The sequence below is a fragment of the Cohnella zeiphila genome, assembly GCF_014212055.1.
Lineage (GTDB): Bacteria > Bacillota > Bacilli > Paenibacillales > Paenibacillaceae > Cohnella > Cohnella zeiphila.
In genome coordinates this window covers 35,814-51,801 of sequence record NZ_JACJVO010000045.1, presented here as the reverse complement: position 1 = coordinate 51,801, position 15,988 = coordinate 35,814, and the positions used below count along the sequence as shown (strand labels likewise).

17 protein-coding genes are annotated in these 15,988 nt (G+C 61.2%); 12 read left to right on the top strand and 5 right to left on the bottom strand.

Annotation, left to right across the window (positions count from 1 at the left end; genetic code table 11):
* The first annotated feature begins 332 nt into the window (after window positions 1-332).
* From H7C18_RS35875 to H7C18_RS30285, 9 genes are all read left to right on the top strand, one after another.
* A complete protein-coding gene (locus H7C18_RS35875) occupies window positions 333-1,079 on the top strand; it encodes a DUF1835 domain-containing protein (RefSeq protein WP_337913930.1) in 747 nt (248 codons plus the stop codon).
* Between the two features lie 108 nt (window positions 1,080-1,187).
* Entirely contained in the window at window positions 1,188-1,916 is a 729-nt protein-coding gene (locus H7C18_RS30320; protein WP_185132901.1) for a (Fe-S)-binding protein, read from the top strand.
* Window positions 1,913-3,436 (top strand): LutB/LldF family L-lactate oxidation iron-sulfur protein, encoded by a 1,524-nt coding sequence (locus H7C18_RS30315; RefSeq protein WP_185132867.1) that lies wholly within the window; start codon window positions 1,913-1,915, stop codon window positions 3,434-3,436. The genes H7C18_RS30320 and H7C18_RS30315 overlap by 4 nt, the downstream gene beginning before the upstream one ends.
* Window positions 3,429-4,163 (top strand): LutC/YkgG family protein, encoded by a 735-nt coding sequence (locus H7C18_RS30310; protein WP_185132866.1) that lies wholly within the window; start codon window positions 3,429-3,431, stop codon window positions 4,161-4,163. The genes H7C18_RS30315 and H7C18_RS30310 overlap by 8 nt, the downstream gene beginning before the upstream one ends.
* Window positions 4,164-4,189: 26 nt before the next feature.
* Window positions 4,190-4,897 (top strand): FadR/GntR family transcriptional regulator, encoded by a 708-nt coding sequence (locus H7C18_RS30305; RefSeq protein WP_185132865.1) that lies wholly within the window; start codon window positions 4,190-4,192, stop codon window positions 4,895-4,897.
* 116 nt (window positions 4,898-5,013) lie between these two features.
* Window positions 5,014-6,339 carry a deoxyguanosinetriphosphate triphosphohydrolase family protein gene (locus H7C18_RS30300; protein WP_185132900.1) on the top strand — a complete coding sequence of 442 codons (1,326 nt, stop codon included), beginning with the start codon at window positions 5,014-5,016 and terminating at the stop codon, window positions 6,337-6,339.
* Window positions 6,340-6,469: 130 nt separating this feature from the next.
* Window positions 6,470-6,811 (top strand): metal-sensitive transcriptional regulator, encoded by a 342-nt coding sequence (locus H7C18_RS30295; RefSeq protein WP_420481894.1) that lies wholly within the window; start codon window positions 6,470-6,472, stop codon window positions 6,809-6,811.
* 19 nt (window positions 6,812-6,830) lie between these two features.
* On the top strand, window positions 6,831-7,031 hold the full coding sequence (copZ, locus tag H7C18_RS30290; protein ID WP_185132864.1) for a copper chaperone CopZ: 201 nt from the start codon (window positions 6,831-6,833) through the stop codon (window positions 7,029-7,031).
* Between the two features lie 96 nt (window positions 7,032-7,127).
* A complete protein-coding gene (locus H7C18_RS30285; protein WP_238358073.1) occupies window positions 7,128-9,419 on the top strand; it encodes a heavy metal translocating P-type ATPase in 2,292 nt (763 codons plus the stop codon).
* Window positions 9,420-9,588: 169 nt separating this feature from the next.
* On the opposite strand, the gene H7C18_RS30280 is transcribed toward H7C18_RS30285, so the two are convergent.
* From H7C18_RS30280 to H7C18_RS30260, 5 genes are all read right to left on the bottom strand, one after another.
* On the bottom strand, window positions 9,589-10,392 hold the full coding sequence (locus tag H7C18_RS30280) for a methyltransferase domain-containing protein (protein ID WP_185132863.1): 804 nt from the start codon (window positions 10,390-10,392) through the stop codon (window positions 9,589-9,591).
* A 72-nt stretch (window positions 10,393-10,464) separates the two neighbouring features.
* The gene (locus tag H7C18_RS30275) at window positions 10,465-10,878 is read right to left on the bottom strand and encodes an SRPBCC family protein (RefSeq protein ID WP_185132862.1); all 414 of its coding nucleotides are present in this window, start codon (window positions 10,876-10,878) and stop codon (window positions 10,465-10,467) included.
* 18 nt (window positions 10,879-10,896) lie between these two features.
* Entirely contained in the window at window positions 10,897-11,121 is a 225-nt protein-coding gene (locus H7C18_RS30270; protein ID WP_185132861.1) for a hypothetical protein, read from the bottom strand.
* Window positions 11,122-11,159: 38 nt separating this feature from the next.
* Window positions 11,160-11,375, bottom strand: a complete 216-nt coding sequence (locus H7C18_RS30265; RefSeq protein WP_185132860.1) for a hypothetical protein — start codon at window positions 11,373-11,375, stop codon at window positions 11,160-11,162.
* A gap of 71 nt (window positions 11,376-11,446) precedes the next feature.
* A complete protein-coding gene (locus H7C18_RS30260) occupies window positions 11,447-12,100 on the bottom strand; it encodes a TetR/AcrR family transcriptional regulator (protein WP_185132859.1) in 654 nt (217 codons plus the stop codon).
* Window positions 12,101-12,271: 171 nt separating this feature from the next.
* On the opposite strand from H7C18_RS30260, the gene H7C18_RS30255 reads away from it, so the two are divergent.
* The 3 genes from H7C18_RS30255 (at window position 12,272) to aspA (ending at window position 15,928) form a co-directional block, all read left to right on the top strand.
* Entirely contained in the window at window positions 12,272-13,039 is a 768-nt protein-coding gene (locus H7C18_RS30255) for a DODA-type extradiol aromatic ring-opening family dioxygenase (RefSeq protein WP_185132858.1), read from the top strand.
* A gap of 252 nt (window positions 13,040-13,291) precedes the next feature.
* Complete coding sequence (locus H7C18_RS30250; RefSeq protein WP_185132857.1) at window positions 13,292-14,374, top strand: Gfo/Idh/MocA family protein; 1,083 nt, start codon at window positions 13,292-13,294, stop codon at window positions 14,372-14,374.
* A gap of 129 nt (window positions 14,375-14,503) precedes the next feature.
* Window positions 14,504-15,928: an aspartate ammonia-lyase gene (aspA, locus tag H7C18_RS30245; RefSeq protein ID WP_185132856.1), complete on the top strand. Its 1,425-nt coding sequence runs from the start codon at window positions 14,504-14,506 to the stop codon at window positions 15,926-15,928.
* The last annotated feature ends 60 nt before the right edge of the window (window positions 15,929-15,988 follow it).

The following is a 15,988-nucleotide window of genomic DNA, read 5'->3' as shown; positions in this document are numbered from 1 at the left end:
GACGAATTTGCTCGCATGAACGCCTTGGATGCCGGAGTTGGTCTGATTTCAGAACAATTTGCTCGCTTGGACGTCTCGAGCGCCGGAGTTGGTTTGATTTCAAACTAATTTGCTCGCATGGACGCCTCAAACGCCGATATTGGCAACTGAGCAGAGGGGATATCGGCCGAAAAGGACAATTTCCGGTATACGGAGGCCTTTGCGGGCGATGAAGAGGAGGTAGGACGGATGGCATACGAACCGAAGCTGGCGCATCTGGTTTTTAGCCGGTCTCAAGCCGGGATGATGTCGGCGGCGATCGATAAAACGCGGTCCGCCAACTCATTCCGGAAGTGGACGGCCTCTTCTCCGTCGGACCGCTCGACGGTTTGGATACGGACGAAGGCAGGCGGAACAGGCGGCTTTGGTTCCAGGAACGGTACTCCGACAAATATAACGCTTCCCAAAAAACGGATTTTCGCTCGAATCTGCCGAACCACGCAGCCGTGCTGGCTCCCGACTGTCTTTCGGAAGTAACTCAGATCATCGTCTGGCACGGAGACAACGCGCACGAACAAACCGGTCTGCGATATGCGATGTTTCGGCTTCGTCAAGCGGCGAACGAAATCAGGCTGTTGAACACGTACGGGGTTCATGCGAGCCTGTTCGATCGTCCCGACTGGAAGGTCGCGTTTTCCCATTCGGGAGAAATATCGCCGGATAAGCTTATGCCGATGCTGGCGAAGGCGCTGGAGGGTCCTGCGCTTGCGGTAACTGAGAGAGATAGGCTTGCCAGAGAATGGAGCCAGTGGGAGAATTCAAACGAGACGCTGAGGATTTGGCGGGACGGAAACATATTTGGCGTACCGGAATCGCACTACGACGAATTGCTGTTGCGAACGGTCGGAGAGCTCCAGCGGACTGAGGGCGAATGGGTTTGCGCGGCACGAGCGGTCGGAGAGTTGCTGGGGCAAGACGAGAGCTTTGCAGGAGACGGCTTTTTCGAATATCGGCTCAGAAGTTTGATTCGATCGGGGGAGTTAGATTCGGAAGGCTCGCTTGCGGGCATGGGAGGATATCTCGTTCGTCCGGCGCAATAGCGGTAGGAAGGGCGAATGGCTGATTTTAGCGTTTTCCTCTTGCCAAACCTGTCTGACAACCTGATAATAAGACTATATCGATAACGAGGAATGGGGTTGAGAACCGCGATGAAAGTAAGCCTGTTCATCACGTGTCTAAGCGATGCGATCTATCCTCGCGTCGGAGAAGCGATGTTGCGGATTTTGGCGAAGTACGGCGTCCGCCTCGATTTTCCGACCGTGCAGACGTGCTGCGGCCAGCCGGCTTTCAACAGCGGGTACTGGGACGCGGCGCGCGAATCGGCGCGGACGATCATGGAAGCATTCGAGGACAGCGATTTCGTCATTTCGCCGTCCGGCTCTTGCACCGGCATGATCCACCATTATCCGAAGCTGTTCGAGAACGATCCGGTCATGCGGGCCAAGGCGGAGGCGCTGCAGGCGAAATCGTACGAGTTCACGCAGTTTCTCGTGGGTGTGCTCGGCGTCACCGACGTCGGCGCGTCGTTCCCGCATAAGGTGACGTACCATCCGTCCTGCCACGGCAGCCGCCTGCTCGGCATCAAGGACGAGCCGATGGCTTTGATGCAGAACGTCAAAGGCCTCGAGTTCGTGCCGCTGCCGTTCGCCGAGGACTGCTGCGGTTTCGGCGGAACCTTCGCGGTGAAGATGGCGGACATCTCGGGCGCGATGGTATCGGAGAAAGTCGACCACGTGAAGGAGACGGAAGCCGAAGTGCTCGTCGGGCTCGATTTGGCGTGCCTGATGAACATCGCGGGCAATCTGAGGTACAGAGGCGAGTCGGTGCGGGTCATGCATCTGGCCGAGCTGCTGGCGGAAGGAGCGAAGCTGGCATGAGCGCGAAGACGGCTGCAGGAACGGTCAAGGAGCGGGCGGAGCTCGCCCTGAACGACGAATTTCTGCGCAAGGCGGTCAAGTTTACGACCGAACGGCTCCGCAACGGGAAGAAGAACGCTTCCGCGGAGCACGGCAATTGGGACGAATGGCGGGAGCGTGGAAGGCAGATCCGGCTGCATACGATCGCCCATCTGGATTACTACTTGAACTTGTTCGTGGAAAATGCCCGCGCCAACGGGGTTCACGTGCATTTTGCCGATACGGGGGCCGATGCGGTGAAGATCGCATTGGAGGTCGCGCGTCGCAAGCAAGCGAAGACGGTCGTCAAATCGAAGTCGATGGTGTCCGAGGAGCTTCACCTGAACCATGCGCTGGAAGGAATCGGGGTCGAGGCGATCGAGACCGACCTAGGCGAATACATCATCCAGCTCGCCGGCGAGACGCCCTCCCATATCGTCATTCCGGCGATTCACAAGAACCGTTACCAGATCGCCGACCTGCTGTCCGAGGTGGCGGGCGAGAAGCTGGAAGCGGACACGACGGTACTGGCCGGCTTCGTCCGCAAAAAGCTGCGCGAGAACTTCCTCGAAGCCGACATCGGCATGACCGGCTGCAACTTCGCGATCGCCGAGACCGGCTCAATGGTGCTGTTCGAGAACGAAGGCAACGCCCGAATGGTAACGACGCTTCCGAAAACGCAAATTACGCTGATGGGCATGGAGCGAATCATCCCCTCGTTCCGGGACCTCGAAGTGATGGCGACGCTGCTGCCGCGCTCGGCGACCGGCCAGCGGATGACGATGTACATGTCCGCGATTACCGGTCCCCGGCGGACGGAGGACGCGGACGGCCCGGACGAGATGCACATCATCATCGTCGACAACGGGCGTTCGCTGCAGCTCGGCGATCCGGAGTTTCAGGAGCTGCTCAACTGCATCCGCTGCGGCGCTTGCCTGAACGCGTGCCCGGTCTACCGTCACATCGGCGGCCATGCCTACGGCGGGACGTACAGCGGCCCGATCGGCGCGGTGCTGACGCCGGCGCTGAACAAGAACGTCGCGGAGTGGGACGATATCGCCAACGCGTCCAGCTTGTGCGGCGCCTGCTACGAGGCGTGTCCGGTGAAAATCCCGCTGCACGACATGCTGATCTACCTGCGGAGGCGCAAGGTCGAGAAGGGACACGGCAACAAGCTCGAAGGCGCAGGCATGAAAGGCTTCGCCGCCGTGATGGGCAATGCGAAGCGGTTCCGCGCCGCGCTCAAGATGGGCCAGCTCGGCCAGAAGCTGGTCGTGCGCGACGGAGGCATCCGCACGAAGCTCGGGCCGCTCAAAGGCTGGAACAGCTATCGGGTGACGCCAAGCCTTCCCAAGCATACGTTCCGGCAGAGCTTCGCGACGCTCGATCAGGAAATTCGGGAAGGCTTGAAGGAGATGAGCCCGGACATTCGAGCCCGGATGGAAGCGGCCGTGAAAAACCGCGGAAACGCCGGCCAAGGAGGAGGACACGGACATGGGTGACGCAGCGCAAGAGCATCGGCAATGGCTGGAGCAGATGGAAGCCGCGTCCCGCGCCAAGCAGGCGTCGTTCATGGACGGCATCGCGCGCAAGCTGAAGCGGCCGCGCGTGACGGAGGCTCCGGCGCACCCGCTGCGCGGCGCGCCCGACTTCTGGAACGCGTTCGAGCTGACGCCGGAGGAGCGGATCGAGAAGTTCATGAGCAACTGGCAGAGCGTCGGCGGGCATCCGGCGCGGCTGGCCGACATGGACGCCGTCCGCAAGTTCATAACGGACAAGGCCAAGGAAATGGGCGCGCATTACCTGATCCGGCAGAACGAGCCGGAGCTGGCCGCGCTGGACCTGGAGGGCGCGCTTCCGGAGGCGGAGGTGTCGGTCTGGAATACCGATGCCGACGTCCATTGGAAAGCCCGCTCGGCCGAAGCCGACTTCGGCGTCGTCATGGCCGATTATGCGGCGGCCTACACCGGCACGGTAACGGTCCTGTCCTCGAAGGACAAGGGACGCTCGGTGTCGCTGCTGCCGACGGTGCTCATGATTATCATCCCGGTCGGCCGGCTGAAGACGAAGATGGGCGAGCCGCTGGCCGAGCTCGACCGGGCCGGCCGCGAAAATTTGCCCGCGGGCGCGCACTTTATTTCCGGACCGAGCCGTTCTTCGGATATCGAGAACGACCTGACGATCGGCGTGCACGGACCGGGCATCGTCTACGCGCTGATCGTCGGCTGACAGGCAGGAAGGAAGGAGCCGGTGGCATGGAGCTAACCCCGCTCACCAAGCGGAACCATTACGAGGAGATCACGGAGCAGCTGAAGCGCCGGATTCTGGACGGACAGCTCCAGGTCGGCGACAAGCTGCCTTCGACGAAAGAGCTGTCGGAACGGTTCGGCGTCGGCCGTTCGACGACGCGCGAGGCGCTCAGCGCGCTGAAGGCGATGGGATTGATCGAGATTCGCCAGGGGGGCGGCTGCACCGTCATCCGGAGCCATCCGGCGGAAGGGGCGGCTCCCGAGCTCGAATCGCTTCGCGTCAACCGCGAGACGCTGCTGGAGCTGATCGAAGTGCGCCAGTCGCTTGAGGTATCGATTGCCTCGCTCGCCGCCGAGAAAAGGACGGAAGCCGATCTGAGGACGCTTGAGGACATCGTGAGACGGATGGAGCGGAGCGTCGGCGACGACCTCGAAGGGGAACGCACGGACGTGGCGTTCCACCAGGCGCTCGTCGGAGCGACCCACAACGGCATGATGAGCCGGCTGTTCGACTCGATCATGACGCCGATGGAGCAAGCGATCCGCGAGGTGCGCCGGGTTCAGCTGTACGCGAACCGTTCCGTCGCCAGCCGGCTGCTTCGCGAGCACAAGGCGATCTATGACGCCGTCGCGCGCGGAGACGCCGGACGGGCGGCGCTCAGCATGAAGCGCCATCTTCGGCATGTCGAAGGCACGCTGATGAAGTATTTGTGAGTCCGCGCCCGAACATTTCGGCGCATGGGGGAACCGCCGGTCGTCCGGCGGTTTTCTTTTTGGAGCAAAATTCGTACAATAACGAGAAACGGTTTTTTGAGATCGAGGTGGCGGACATGGCGGAGACGAACGTACGGAAAATTCGATTGTACGATACGGAGAACATCCATTCCGGCGAAGACCGGGACGAATACGAGAAAGATTACGCCAGACTGATCCAGTCCCCCGCCTTCCGGCGGCTGCAGGGCAAGTCGCAAGTGTTCGGCGCGGGGTCGGGCGACTATTACCGGACGAGGTTGACCCATTCGCTCGAAGTATCCCAGATCGCGCGGGAAGTCGCCCGCCGGTTGAACAAAAACGTGCCGTTCTTGGCCCGCAGAGAGCATCCGGGGCTGACGATCGACCCCGAGGTGGTGGAAGTAGCCGCCTTGGCGCACGATTTGGGCCATCCTCCGTTCGGCCACAAGGGGGAGGAAGTTCTCAATCAATTGCTGACGGCGGAGGACGGAATGAAGTACGAGGGCAACGCCCAAAACTTCCGCATCCTGATGTTCCTCGAGAAGCGCGCCGGAAGCGACCGGGGGCTCGACCTGACGGCGGCGGTGCTGCTCGCGATCAACAAATACCCGTTTTGCATCGACGAGCCGGGCCGGATGAAGGGCGTGTTCGCCCGCGAATGGGAAGCGATCGACTATTTGCGTCAGTTATGGGGAATGCCGGCCGAGCGGGCGACGCTCGAGGCGCAATTGATGGACCTTTGCGACGACATCGCTTATTCCACGCATGATCTGGAGGACGGCATCCGCGCCGGGAAGATCCAGATGGGCAGCGCCCTTTTCGAAGACGAACGGCTGGTCGGGAATTTGATCCGGGAGATCGAGGACGATCCGAGCAGCACCGGGATGAATTGGGAAAAGGTCGATAGGAAAGAGACGGTCAAGCGGACGCTGCGCGAATTCGTGGAGCAGTGGAAGCGGATCTACGCCGAATGCGGCTACGAGCCATCCCGGACGAGACGCGAGCTCAAAGCCCGGTGGGTTGGCCGGTACGCGAACGAAGTCGGCATCATCGACGATCCGGAGGGCGGCTGGAAGCGGGTCACGTTCGTGCGCGAAGGGCAGGAGGATCTGGAGCTCGTACGCACAATGGAAATATTAAAGAAGCTGGCATGGGTGACGCTGATCAAAGATTTTCGGGTGCAGCGGCTTCATAAGCGCAGCGAGATCATGGTCCGCCGTCTCTGGGAAAGCTTCAAATCCTACGAGACCGGCAGTCTGATCATCCCCCCGGACTGGCTGGCCAGCTACGAGCGCCAGAAGGATCATTGGCCTTGGAAGCGGCTGGCGGCCGATTATATCTCGGGAATGACGGACGCCTACGCGGAAAAGGTGTATGCAGAGTTTTTCGCCAGCCGGTCCGGATCGATTTACGAAAGAGATTAAGATGGCCCCATCAAGCGTCGTTTCGCTTCGAAGCCTGTTCAGGTAATTTGCGGGACCATCGGAAATTTTGGTGTTGACATACCCTATGGGGGTATATTATGATGAATTCGTGAGGTGATCATGCATGGAAATGACGACGAGCACGGGACACGCCGCGGCGGATGCCCATGACAACTGCTCTTCGGGCGGCATGGAGAGGAAGAGCCACCATTCGGATAAGACGAAGGCGAACCTGCTCTCCCGGTTGAACCGAATCGAAGGCCAGATTCGCGGGATCAAGGGGCTGATCGAGAAGGACACGTATTGCGACGACGTCCTCAATCAGATTGCCGCCGCCCAATCCGCACTGAACAGCGTCGGCCGACTGCTGCTGGAAGGGCATATGAAGAGCTGTATCGTGGAGAGGATCCAGGCGGGAGAAAACGAAGTGATCGACGAGCTGCTGGTCACCGTCAACAAATTGATGAAATAATTCATGGGAGGGACGTTCGATGCAAAATATAACGTTGAAGGTAGAAGGCATGTCCTGCGGCCATTGCGTCAATTCGGTCGAAGGCGCCGTCGGCAAACTGGGTGCGGCCGCGAAGGTCAACCTGGCGTCCCATTCGGTCGATATCTCGTTCGACGAGTCGAAGATCAGCCTCGCCGCGATCAAGGATGCGATCGAGGAGCAAGGGTACGACGTAGTGTAACGGGCTCGAGGAGCCATCCCGTTGCGGAGGCTCCCTTTTTTTACCCCGATGCATACCCTATGGGGGTATGATTGAAATAGAACGGAAGGTGACGACATGAGCGAATCGGCGGGTTCCATGGAACAACTTGAACAAAACGTGGATTTGAACATCGGCGGCATGACGTGCGCGGCGTGCGCGAATCGCATCGAGAAAGGCTTGAGCCGGATGCCGGGCGTCGCCAGCGCGAACGTCAACCTGGCGCTCGAGACGGCGCGCGTGGCGCTCGCCCCGGACGGAAGCGCGACGGTCGGCGATTTGATCCGCAAGGTCGAGCAGCTCGGCTACCGGGCCGAGCGGAAGACAGAGCAGGCGGATAGCGGCGAGAAGAGGCGGAAGGAGATCGCTCGCCAACGGAACAAGCTGATCGCCTCGGCGATTCTGGCGTTCCCTCTGCTGTGGGCGATGGTGGGCCATTTCTCGTTTACGTCCTGGATCTGGGTGCCGGAGCTGTTCATGAATCCGTGGTTCCAGCTGGCGCTGGCGACGCCGGTCCAGTTCGTCATCGGTGCCCGTTTCTATGAAGGAGCCTACAAGGCGCTCCGCAACGGCAGCGCGAACATGGACGTGCTCGTCGCGCTCGGCACGTCCGCCGCTTACTTCTACAGCTTGTATCAGACAATTCGCACGGCCGGCGGCGGCATGCACGGGATGCGGGTCGATCTGTATTTCGAGACGAGCGCCGTGCTCATTACGCTGATTCTGCTCGGCAAGCTGTTCGAGGCGCTGGCCAAAGGCCGCTCGTCGGAAGCGATCCGCTCGCTGATGAAGCTGCAGGCGAAGACGGCGCTTGTCATCCGGGAAGACGGCAGCGAAGCCGGCATCCCGCTGGAACAGGTCGCCGTCGGCGACGTGTGCCTCGTCAAGCCGGGCGAGAAGGTGCCGGTCGACGGCGAAGTCGTCGGCGGCGAGTCGTCCGTCGACGAGTCGATGCTGACCGGCGAGAGCTTGCCGGTCGGCAAGCGGCCGGGCGACGCCGTGTTCGGCGCCACGCTGAACAAGAACGGCACGCTGCGCGTCAAGGCGACGCGGATCGGCAAGGATACGGCGCTGGCGCAGATCATTCGCGTCGTCGAGCAGGCGCAAGGCTCGAAGGCGCCGATCCAGCGCGTGGCGGACAAGATCTCGGGCATTTTCGTCCCGATCGTCGTCGGCATCGCCGTCCTGACGTTCCTGCTCTGGTTTTTCGCGCTGGATGCCGGACAGTTCGCCGGCGCGCTGGAGAAGGCGATCGCGGTGCTTGTCATCGCTTGCCCCTGTGCGCTCGGACTGGCGACGCCGACGTCGATCATGGCCGGTTCCGGCCGCTCCGCGGAGCTGGGCGTTCTGTTCAAGGGCGGCGAGTATTTGGAGACGACCCAATCGGTCGACACGATCGTGCTCGACAAGACCGGCACCGTGACGAACGGCGCGCCGTCGCTGACCGATCTTAAGGTGTCCGCGGACTGGTCAGGCGAGGAATCGTCTCTGCTGCGCTGGATCGCTTCCGCCGAACGCGGCTCCGAGCATCCGCTCGCCGAAGCGATCGTCCAAGGCTTGCGCGAGAGGGGTGTCGCGCCGAGTGAGCCGGACTCGTTCGAAGCCGTTCCGGGCTTCGGCGTCCGGGCGACGGTGGAAGGCCGCGAGCTGCTCGTCGGCACGCGGCGGCTGATGGACAGCCGTGACGTATCCGTGCCGGAAGAGGCGCTGCGGGAGATGGGCCGTCTGGAGGAGCAGGGCAAGACGGCGATGCTCGTTGCGGCGGACGGGAGGTATGCAGCTCTGGTCGCCGTAGCCGATACGATCAAGGAATCGTCGCGGCAGGCGGTGGAGCGGCTTCAAAGGCTTGGTCTCCAGGTGATCATGATGACCGGAGACAACGAGCGGACCGCCCGGGCGATCGCTCGGGCGGCCGGGATCCAGCATGTCCTGGCGGAAGTGCTGCCGGAGGGGAAGGCCGCCGAGGTGAAGAAGCTGCAGGAGGCGGGGCGCAAAGTCGCCATGGTCGGCGACGGCATCAACGACGCTCCGGCGTTGGCGACGGCCGACATCGGCATGGCGGTCGGCACGGGTGCCGACGTGGCGCTGGAGACGGCGGACGTGACGCTCATGCGCGGCGATCTGAACGGGATCGCCGACGCGATCGGGCTGAGCCGGAAGACGATGCGCAACATCCGCCAGAACCTGTTCTGGGCGCTCGCCTACAACGTCGTCGGCATCCCGATCGCCGCGAGCGGCCTGCTCGCGCCCTGGCTGGCCGGCGCCGCGATGGCGCTCAGCTCGGTATCGGTCGTGCTCAACGCGCTCCGCTTACAGCGAGCCCGCGTCGGAGCGGACGCCGATCGCGCCCGGCAGCCGAGCCGCGCGTAAATGCCGATCGTCGAAAGGACCTCAAACACCACCGCAACGTGGGTTTGAGGTCCTTTTTTACATCTTTTGGAGGCAAGTTATTGCGATATGAGACTAATTCTGGCCTTTGAGCCGCGAATCGGTGCGAGCTATTGCGTTTTGAGACTAACTCGGCCCGGCGATTTCGGCTTTATCGCTTTGTCGCCTTGACGGAGAAGAGAAGAGGCATGCGGTCGCCGTCTTTCATTCGCCAACGTCCCCGGTCGTCCTGAACCATGAGGCCCGGGAATTGATGGTAGACCGCGAACGGGAACTCGTGCAGGAACTCGAGCGTGAGTCCCGCCCCGGCGAGCGCGCTGACGATTTCGCCCAGCGTGTGCTGCCATTGATAGGAGACGGGGTGGGCCAGCTCTTCTCCGTCTCCGGTATAGGTAGTGGCGGACTGGTAACAATGCGCTTCCTTGTCGAAATACGAATCGCCCAACGCCAAGCGTCCGTCCGCCGCTTCATACATAAAAGTAATCGGGTGCATCTCCGCCATGTAGAACGTCCCTCCCGGCTTCAGGGAGGCGCCGATCAACTCCGCCCAGCGGGTCAAGTCCGGCAGCCAGCACAGCACGCCGTAAGACGTATAAACGATGTCGAACAGCTCGCCTTGGAGCGCTTCCCGGGCATTGTAGAGGTCCGAGCACAGGAAGCGGGCGCCCAGCCCCAACCGCTCGTTCAACGACTCGGCCAGCCCGATCGCTCGATCGGAAAAGTCCACTCCCGTCACGCGTGCGCCCAAACGCGCCCAAGACAGCGAGTCCATGCCGAAGTGGCATTGCAAATGCAGCAGCGATCGTCCCGATACGTCCCCGACCTCGGAGAGTTCCAGCTCCGACAGGGAGTTTTTCCCGGCCAGGAAATCGTCCATCCCATAAAAAGCCGACTTCGCATGCACGGCCGTCCGATCGTTCCAATTCAAGCGGTTCGCGTCGCGGTAATGGTTCACGTTTTTCCCTCATTCCACGTTTTGGGCTCATGCTACCATCTCATGGAACCAGCCTGCAAGGGAATGTTCGATCTAAGCCGTTCTTTCCGCCGCTTCGATCGTCTCTTTCATGATGGATGCCCCGCGCCGGACCCGCAGCCGGATTTCGGGAGCCAGCTCATCAGGCAGAAAGTCGGTGATCCAGACGAGCAGGCTTCCGCCATCGCTTCCGTCCAAAACCTGGAACGATGCGTGATGGTGCATAAGCGGCGTGCGCGACTCCTTCACGGCATAGGCCATCCGCCGCGACTGGTCGTCGATGTCCACGATAGATTCGCGAACCGTGTCTCCATTCGACAGAATGAGAATCCGCTCGTGCCCTTCCATGCGAGTGTCCGCCGTATAAACGGGAACAAGCCGCCGATGCACCGCGCCGACGTCGCGAACGGCATCCCATACGCGCTCGGGCGGAGCATCGATTCGAATTTCCTGGCGAATGCTTGCCATTTGAAGACAGTCTCCTTTTTAGGCAGTAATCCGTACGAAAGACGCCGGATCGAAGCGAATCGACCCGGAGACCCGTTCCGAGCCGGCGGCAAAGCCGTTTTGAAACCGTTCGAACAGCTGCCGCAGCCTCAGCCGGTATTCTCCGCCGGATTCCAAGTGCAACCCCTTAGCTTCCAGACACCGCTTCGTCTCTTCAAGCAGCGTCGTCAAGCCCGACTCTTCGAAAAACCGCAGCCCGTCCACCGCGCTTTTCCAGTATCCGGGCTACTCCAGCAAGTAGATCATCCAGGCTTCGAAGTCGGCTTCCGAACGAAAGGCAGGGTAAGCAGCCGGAACCCGAACAGAGCCCGCTCACCCGCGCCCAGCCCGGAGAGCATTCGGGCTCTCTCGCCGGACGTGCCGGCGCGAATCCGGCGAACCGCCGGCTCCGAGCAAACGAGCCAAAGCTCCGCATCCGGCAGCGAATCGAAAGTCCGCTGATCCATTTCCGCCAACATGAACGACATCACGCTCCTCATCGCCATCTTATTTTTGATTGAGTTAAAAGTCAACTTAAAGCCAAAAAAAATTATTGAGGCCGAAGCAAAGCGACGGACGATTCCACCACTTGATTCAGCGCCTCATCCAGCCGTCGTTTCCGATCTGCCTCCGGAGTTCCTTGCGCGTCTAGATCCTGCTGCATCTGGTCGAGATAGTTCATGCCCTGGGAGACCGACCCCCAGAATTGCATGGCAGCCAAGCCGGCGTCTCCCGCCGGAATTTCGCCTCGGGCGGCGGCCTTCTCGATGGCGCAGGCCATCGGCTGCAGGAAGTTCCGCGCCCATTCGAAAGGGGAGAATTCCTCGGGACTGTACAGATGGTGCAGATCCAGGCTGATCCTCATATGAAAGCGGGGAATGGCCGGATTTTTCAGCACTCCTTCGCATAAGAGGCGCGCATACGTCTGAAACAGCCCGAATGCAGGCTTGTCCTGTTCGAAGTAGCTTCTCGTGAACTTTTCCGACTCGTCGTTCATCGTCTCGTAAAGCTCGCGGAACAACGTTTTTTTATTTTTGAAATAATAGTAAACGAGGCCGTGAGAAAGTCCGGCCCGATCGGCGATCTCGCCCATGTCGGAGGCGGCGTAGCCTTTCTCGGCGTAGACGCGGACGGCCGCCTGGAGGATTTCCCGTTTCCGCTGCTTGCGGATTTCTTCGTTTTGTTGCTTCGTCCGAGGAGACAAGAGCGATTCCCCTTCTTCATCCGTGACATGAATGCTCGCCGAAATTATAGGGAAAAGCCGCCCGGATTGTCAACAAAGATGGGGGGAGCGGCGATTGACGAATCTTCCATAAAGATATATAGTTAATTACAAAAAGTAACTTACATTTGATCAAAAAGGGGATGCGCCGACATGATCTCGCCTTTGTTCGTTGGCCACGGTTCGCCGATGATGGCCGTTCAGGACAGCGCGTGTACGGAATTTCTGGCCGATTACGGCAAGAAAGTGAAGCCTAAGGCCATCGTGATCTTTACCGCCCATTGGGAGAGCGAAACGACGGCGATCTCGTCCGTGAGCGGGACGTACGACACCATCTATGACTTCGGCGGTTTCCCGGACGAACTATACCGGATCCGCTATCCGGCACCCGGCTCGCCCGAGCTGGCGCGGCGGGTCGGAGAGCGGTTCGCCGCCGCCGGCATACCGCACCGCTTCGACGAGCGGCGCGGACTGGATCACGGCTCCTGGGTCGTGCTGAGCCGAATGTTCCCGGAAGCGGACATCCCGGTCGTCCAGATTTCCGTCCATCCGTTCCTGCCGGCTTCCGAACAGTTCCGCATCGGAACGGCGCTGCGCGGACTGGACGGCGAGGACGTGCTTGTCATCGGCAGCGGCGCGACGGTCCATAACTTCCGCGCCCTCAATCCGAGGGCGGACCGTCCCGATCCGTGGGCGATCGCGTTCGACGACTGGCTGGTCGCGCGGATTCGCGCCAAGGAGCTGGATGAGCTGTTCCGCTACGAAGAGCTGGCGCCGAACGCAAAGGCGGCCGTTCCGAGACCGGAACACTTCGTGCCGCTGCTGCTGGCGTTCGGAAGCGCGGATCCGGCGTCCGTCGCCGAGGAGGTTCACCGCAGCTACGAGATGGGGTCGCTCAGCTACTTGGCGCTGGCGTTCTGACCGGGCGAGCCGGCCCGCCCGCCTTCGGATGTTTCACGTGAAGCGGCGGAATCCGGCATTTTTCGCTTGCCGGACCCGACCGTCGCCACGATCCAACACTTTGCTTGATGAGGCCGCCGGGGAAACTTGCGTTTCCTTGGCGGTTTTTCGTAAAGCCAAATTAGCATAAACAATGTTCATTGATTACCGCAGGGTGTCGGACTATGATAAAAAAGCGGTATCATCAACAATTGATGAAGAAGGATGGATACGATGAAACGGAGCAAAGTCGGCATCGTCGGTTGCGGCAACATCAGCAGCATTTATTTTCAAAATCTGAGCAAATACCCGGAAGTGGAGCTCGTCGCGGCTGCGGACCTCGATCTGGAGCGGGCGCAAGCGAGAGCGAAGGAGTTCGGTCTGTCCAAAGCTTATACGGTGGACCAGCTGCTCGCCGATCCGGAGATCGACATCGTCGTCAACCTGACGATTCCGAAGGCTCACGGCCCGGTCTGTTTGGCCGCCGTGAAAGCGGGCAAGCACGTTTACGTGGAGAAGCCGCTGGCGGTAACGCGCGAGGAAGCGGCGGAGCTGCTGGCGGTCGCCCGCGAGAAAGGGCTGCGCGTCGCCTCTGCGCCGGAAACGTTCCTTGGCGGCGGCCTTCAGACGTGCCGGAAGCTGATCGACGACGGGGCCATCGGCAAGCCGGTCGCCGCTTCGGGCTTTATGATGGGCGGAGGCCCCGAACCCTGGCATCCCGATCCGGAATTCTTCTACCAAGTCGGCGGCGGACCGATGTTCGACATGGGTCCTTACTATTTGACGGCGCTGGTGTCGCTCCTCGGTCCGATTCGCCGGGTGACCGGTTCGGCCGTCATTACGCATTCCGAGCGGACGATCGGAAGCGGCAAGAAGCAGGGCCAGAAAATTCCGGTCGAGATCCCGACCCACATTTCCGGGGTGCTTGACTTTGCGGACGGCGCGGTCGCCACGCTGATCACGAGCTTCGACGCGCCGGCCGGCACCTCGATGCCGAACATCGAGATCCAAGGCACGGAAGGGACGCTCATCGTTCCCGATCCGAATACGTTCGGCGGCGTCGTTCGGCTGAGAAAAGCCGGCTCCCAGGAGTGGCAGGAGATTGCGCTGACGCACGGCAACACGGACAACAACCGCGGCATCGGCGTCGCCGACCTGGCGGCCGCCATCGCCGAAGAACGCGAGCATCGCGCCCACGGAGACATGGCCTACCACGTGCTGGAGGCGATGCACGGCTTCCACGACGCTTCCCGCGAGGGAAAACATTACGAGATGAAGAGCACCTGCGCCCGTCCGGCGCCGATGCCGGCCCTTTGACGAGACAGCCGCCCCCGGAGCCGATCGCTTACGGAGGGCGGCTTTTTCGTTTCGGGCATCCCAGCTTTTTCCCGCCTTTTGGGGCATACTAGTTTGTTGAACCGGAATTGCCGAAGAGGAGGATGACGAATGGACTATCGGACGGAAAAAGATTTCCTCGGCGAAAAACAAGTTCCCGCCGACGCTTATTACGGCGTTCAGACGCTGCGGGCGATGGAGAATTTTCCGATTACCGGCGTGCCGGTCCACCAGGAGCTGATCTGGGCTCTCGCTCACGTGAAACGGGCCGCCGCTCTGGCGAACATGAAGACGAAGATGCTTCGGGCGCCGATCGGAGAGGCGATCGTCAAAGCGGCCGAGGAAGTGGCGGGCGGCGCGCTCGCTTCGCAGTTCATCGTCGATTCGATTCAAGGCGGTGCGGGGACTTCGATCAACATGAACATGAACGAGGTGCTGGCCAACCGGGCGCTGGAGCATCTGGGGCACCGGAAAGGCGAGTACTTCTACTGCAGTCCGAACAACCATGTCAATATGTCGCAGTCGACCAACGATACGATTCCGACCGCCATCCGGATCGCCGCGCACCGGCTGACGAAGTCGCTTCTGGAGACGCTGGGGCGGCTGCGGGAGGGTTTCGAGGCCAAGGCGTCGAAGTTTGACGGAGTGATCAAAATGGGCCGGACCCATCTGCAGGACGCGGTTCCGATCCGTATGGGCCAATCGTTCGGCGCTTACGCCGCGGTAACGGCGCGGGACGTCGTCCGCATCGCCCGGGCCGCCGAACAACTGCTGGCGGTCAACATGGGCGCGACGGCGGTCGGCACCGGCTTGAACGCGAAGCCGTCCTATATCCGCGAGGTCGTCTCTCTGCTCGCCGAAGATTTGGGCATTCCGGCGCATGCGGCCGCCAACCTGGTGGACGCGACGCAAAACACCGACGCTTATACGGAGTTGTCCGCCTCGCTCAAAGTGTGCGCGGTCAACTTGTCGAAGATCTGCAACGACATCCGGTTGATGGCTTCGGGTCCGCGCGCCGGGTTGAACGAGCTTGATCTGCCTCCGCGCCAGCCGGGCTCGTCGATCATGCCGGGCAAAGTCAATCCGGTCATGGCCGAAGTGGTCAATCAGACCGCGTTCCAGGTGATCGGCAACGACCACACGATCTGTCTCGCTTCCGAGGCCGGACAGTTCGAATTGAACGTCATGGGGCCGGTCATCGCGTTCAACCTGCTGCAGTCGCTCAAAATTCTCCGCAACGCCGTCGACGTTTTTGTCCGTTTCGCGCTCGACGGAATGGAGGCGAACCGCGAGCGTTGCGCAGATTACGTGCACGACAGCTTCGGCATCGTCACCGCGCTGAATCCGCACCTGGGCTATGAGGTGGCGGCCCAGCTCGTGAAGGAAGCGCTGAAGACCGGCACGCCGATCCGCGATCTCATCCTGGAGCGTCATCTGCTGACGCCGGAAGAGATGGACGTCATTCTCGATCCGGTGCAGATGACGACGCCGGGCATCGCCGGGGAGTGGCTGTTGACGGAGCGGGGCACGGAGTAGGCGAGGAGAGGCGGGAACGAAGCCCGTTCAACGGGCCGGCGTGCCGCACCGTGCCGCATG

Excerpts from the sequence above, each read along its gene's own strand:
- H7C18_RS30285 (WP_238358073.1), top strand. The coding sequence starts at position 7,128 with ATGAGCGAATCGGCGGGTTCCATGGAACAACTTGAACAAAACGTGGAT.
- H7C18_RS30315 (WP_185132867.1), top strand. The coding sequence starts at position 1,913 with ATGAGCGCGAAGACGGCTGCAGGAACGGTCAAGGAGCGGGCGGAGCTC.
- H7C18_RS30320 (WP_185132901.1), top strand. The coding sequence starts at position 1,188 with ATGAAAGTAAGCCTGTTCATCACGTGTCTAAGCGATGCGATCTATCCT.
- H7C18_RS30295 (WP_420481894.1), top strand. The coding sequence starts at position 6,470 with ATGACGACGAGCACGGGACACGCCGCGGCGGATGCCCATGACAACTGC.
- H7C18_RS30310 (WP_185132866.1), top strand. The coding sequence starts at position 3,429 with ATGGGTGACGCAGCGCAAGAGCATCGGCAATGGCTGGAGCAGATGGAA.
- H7C18_RS30275 (WP_185132862.1), bottom strand. The coding sequence starts at position 10,878 with ATGGCAAGCATTCGCCAGGAAATTCGAATCGATGCTCCGCCCGAGCGC.
- copZ (WP_185132864.1), top strand. The coding sequence starts at position 6,831 with ATGCAAAATATAACGTTGAAGGTAGAAGGCATGTCCTGCGGCCATTGC.
- H7C18_RS30255 (WP_185132858.1), top strand. The coding sequence starts at position 12,272 with ATGATCTCGCCTTTGTTCGTTGGCCACGGTTCGCCGATGATGGCCGTT.
- H7C18_RS30300 (WP_185132900.1), top strand. The coding sequence starts at position 5,014 with ATGGCGGAGACGAACGTACGGAAAATTCGATTGTACGATACGGAGAAC.
- aspA (WP_185132856.1), top strand. The coding sequence starts at position 14,504 with ATGGACTATCGGACGGAAAAAGATTTCCTCGGCGAAAAACAAGTTCCC.
- H7C18_RS30250 (WP_185132857.1), top strand. The coding sequence starts at position 13,292 with ATGAAACGGAGCAAAGTCGGCATCGTCGGTTGCGGCAACATCAGCAGC.
- H7C18_RS30265 (WP_185132860.1), bottom strand. The coding sequence starts at position 11,375 with ATGTTGGCGGAAATGGATCAGCGGACTTTCGATTCGCTGCCGGATGCG.
- H7C18_RS30305 (WP_185132865.1), top strand. The coding sequence starts at position 4,190 with ATGGAGCTAACCCCGCTCACCAAGCGGAACCATTACGAGGAGATCACG.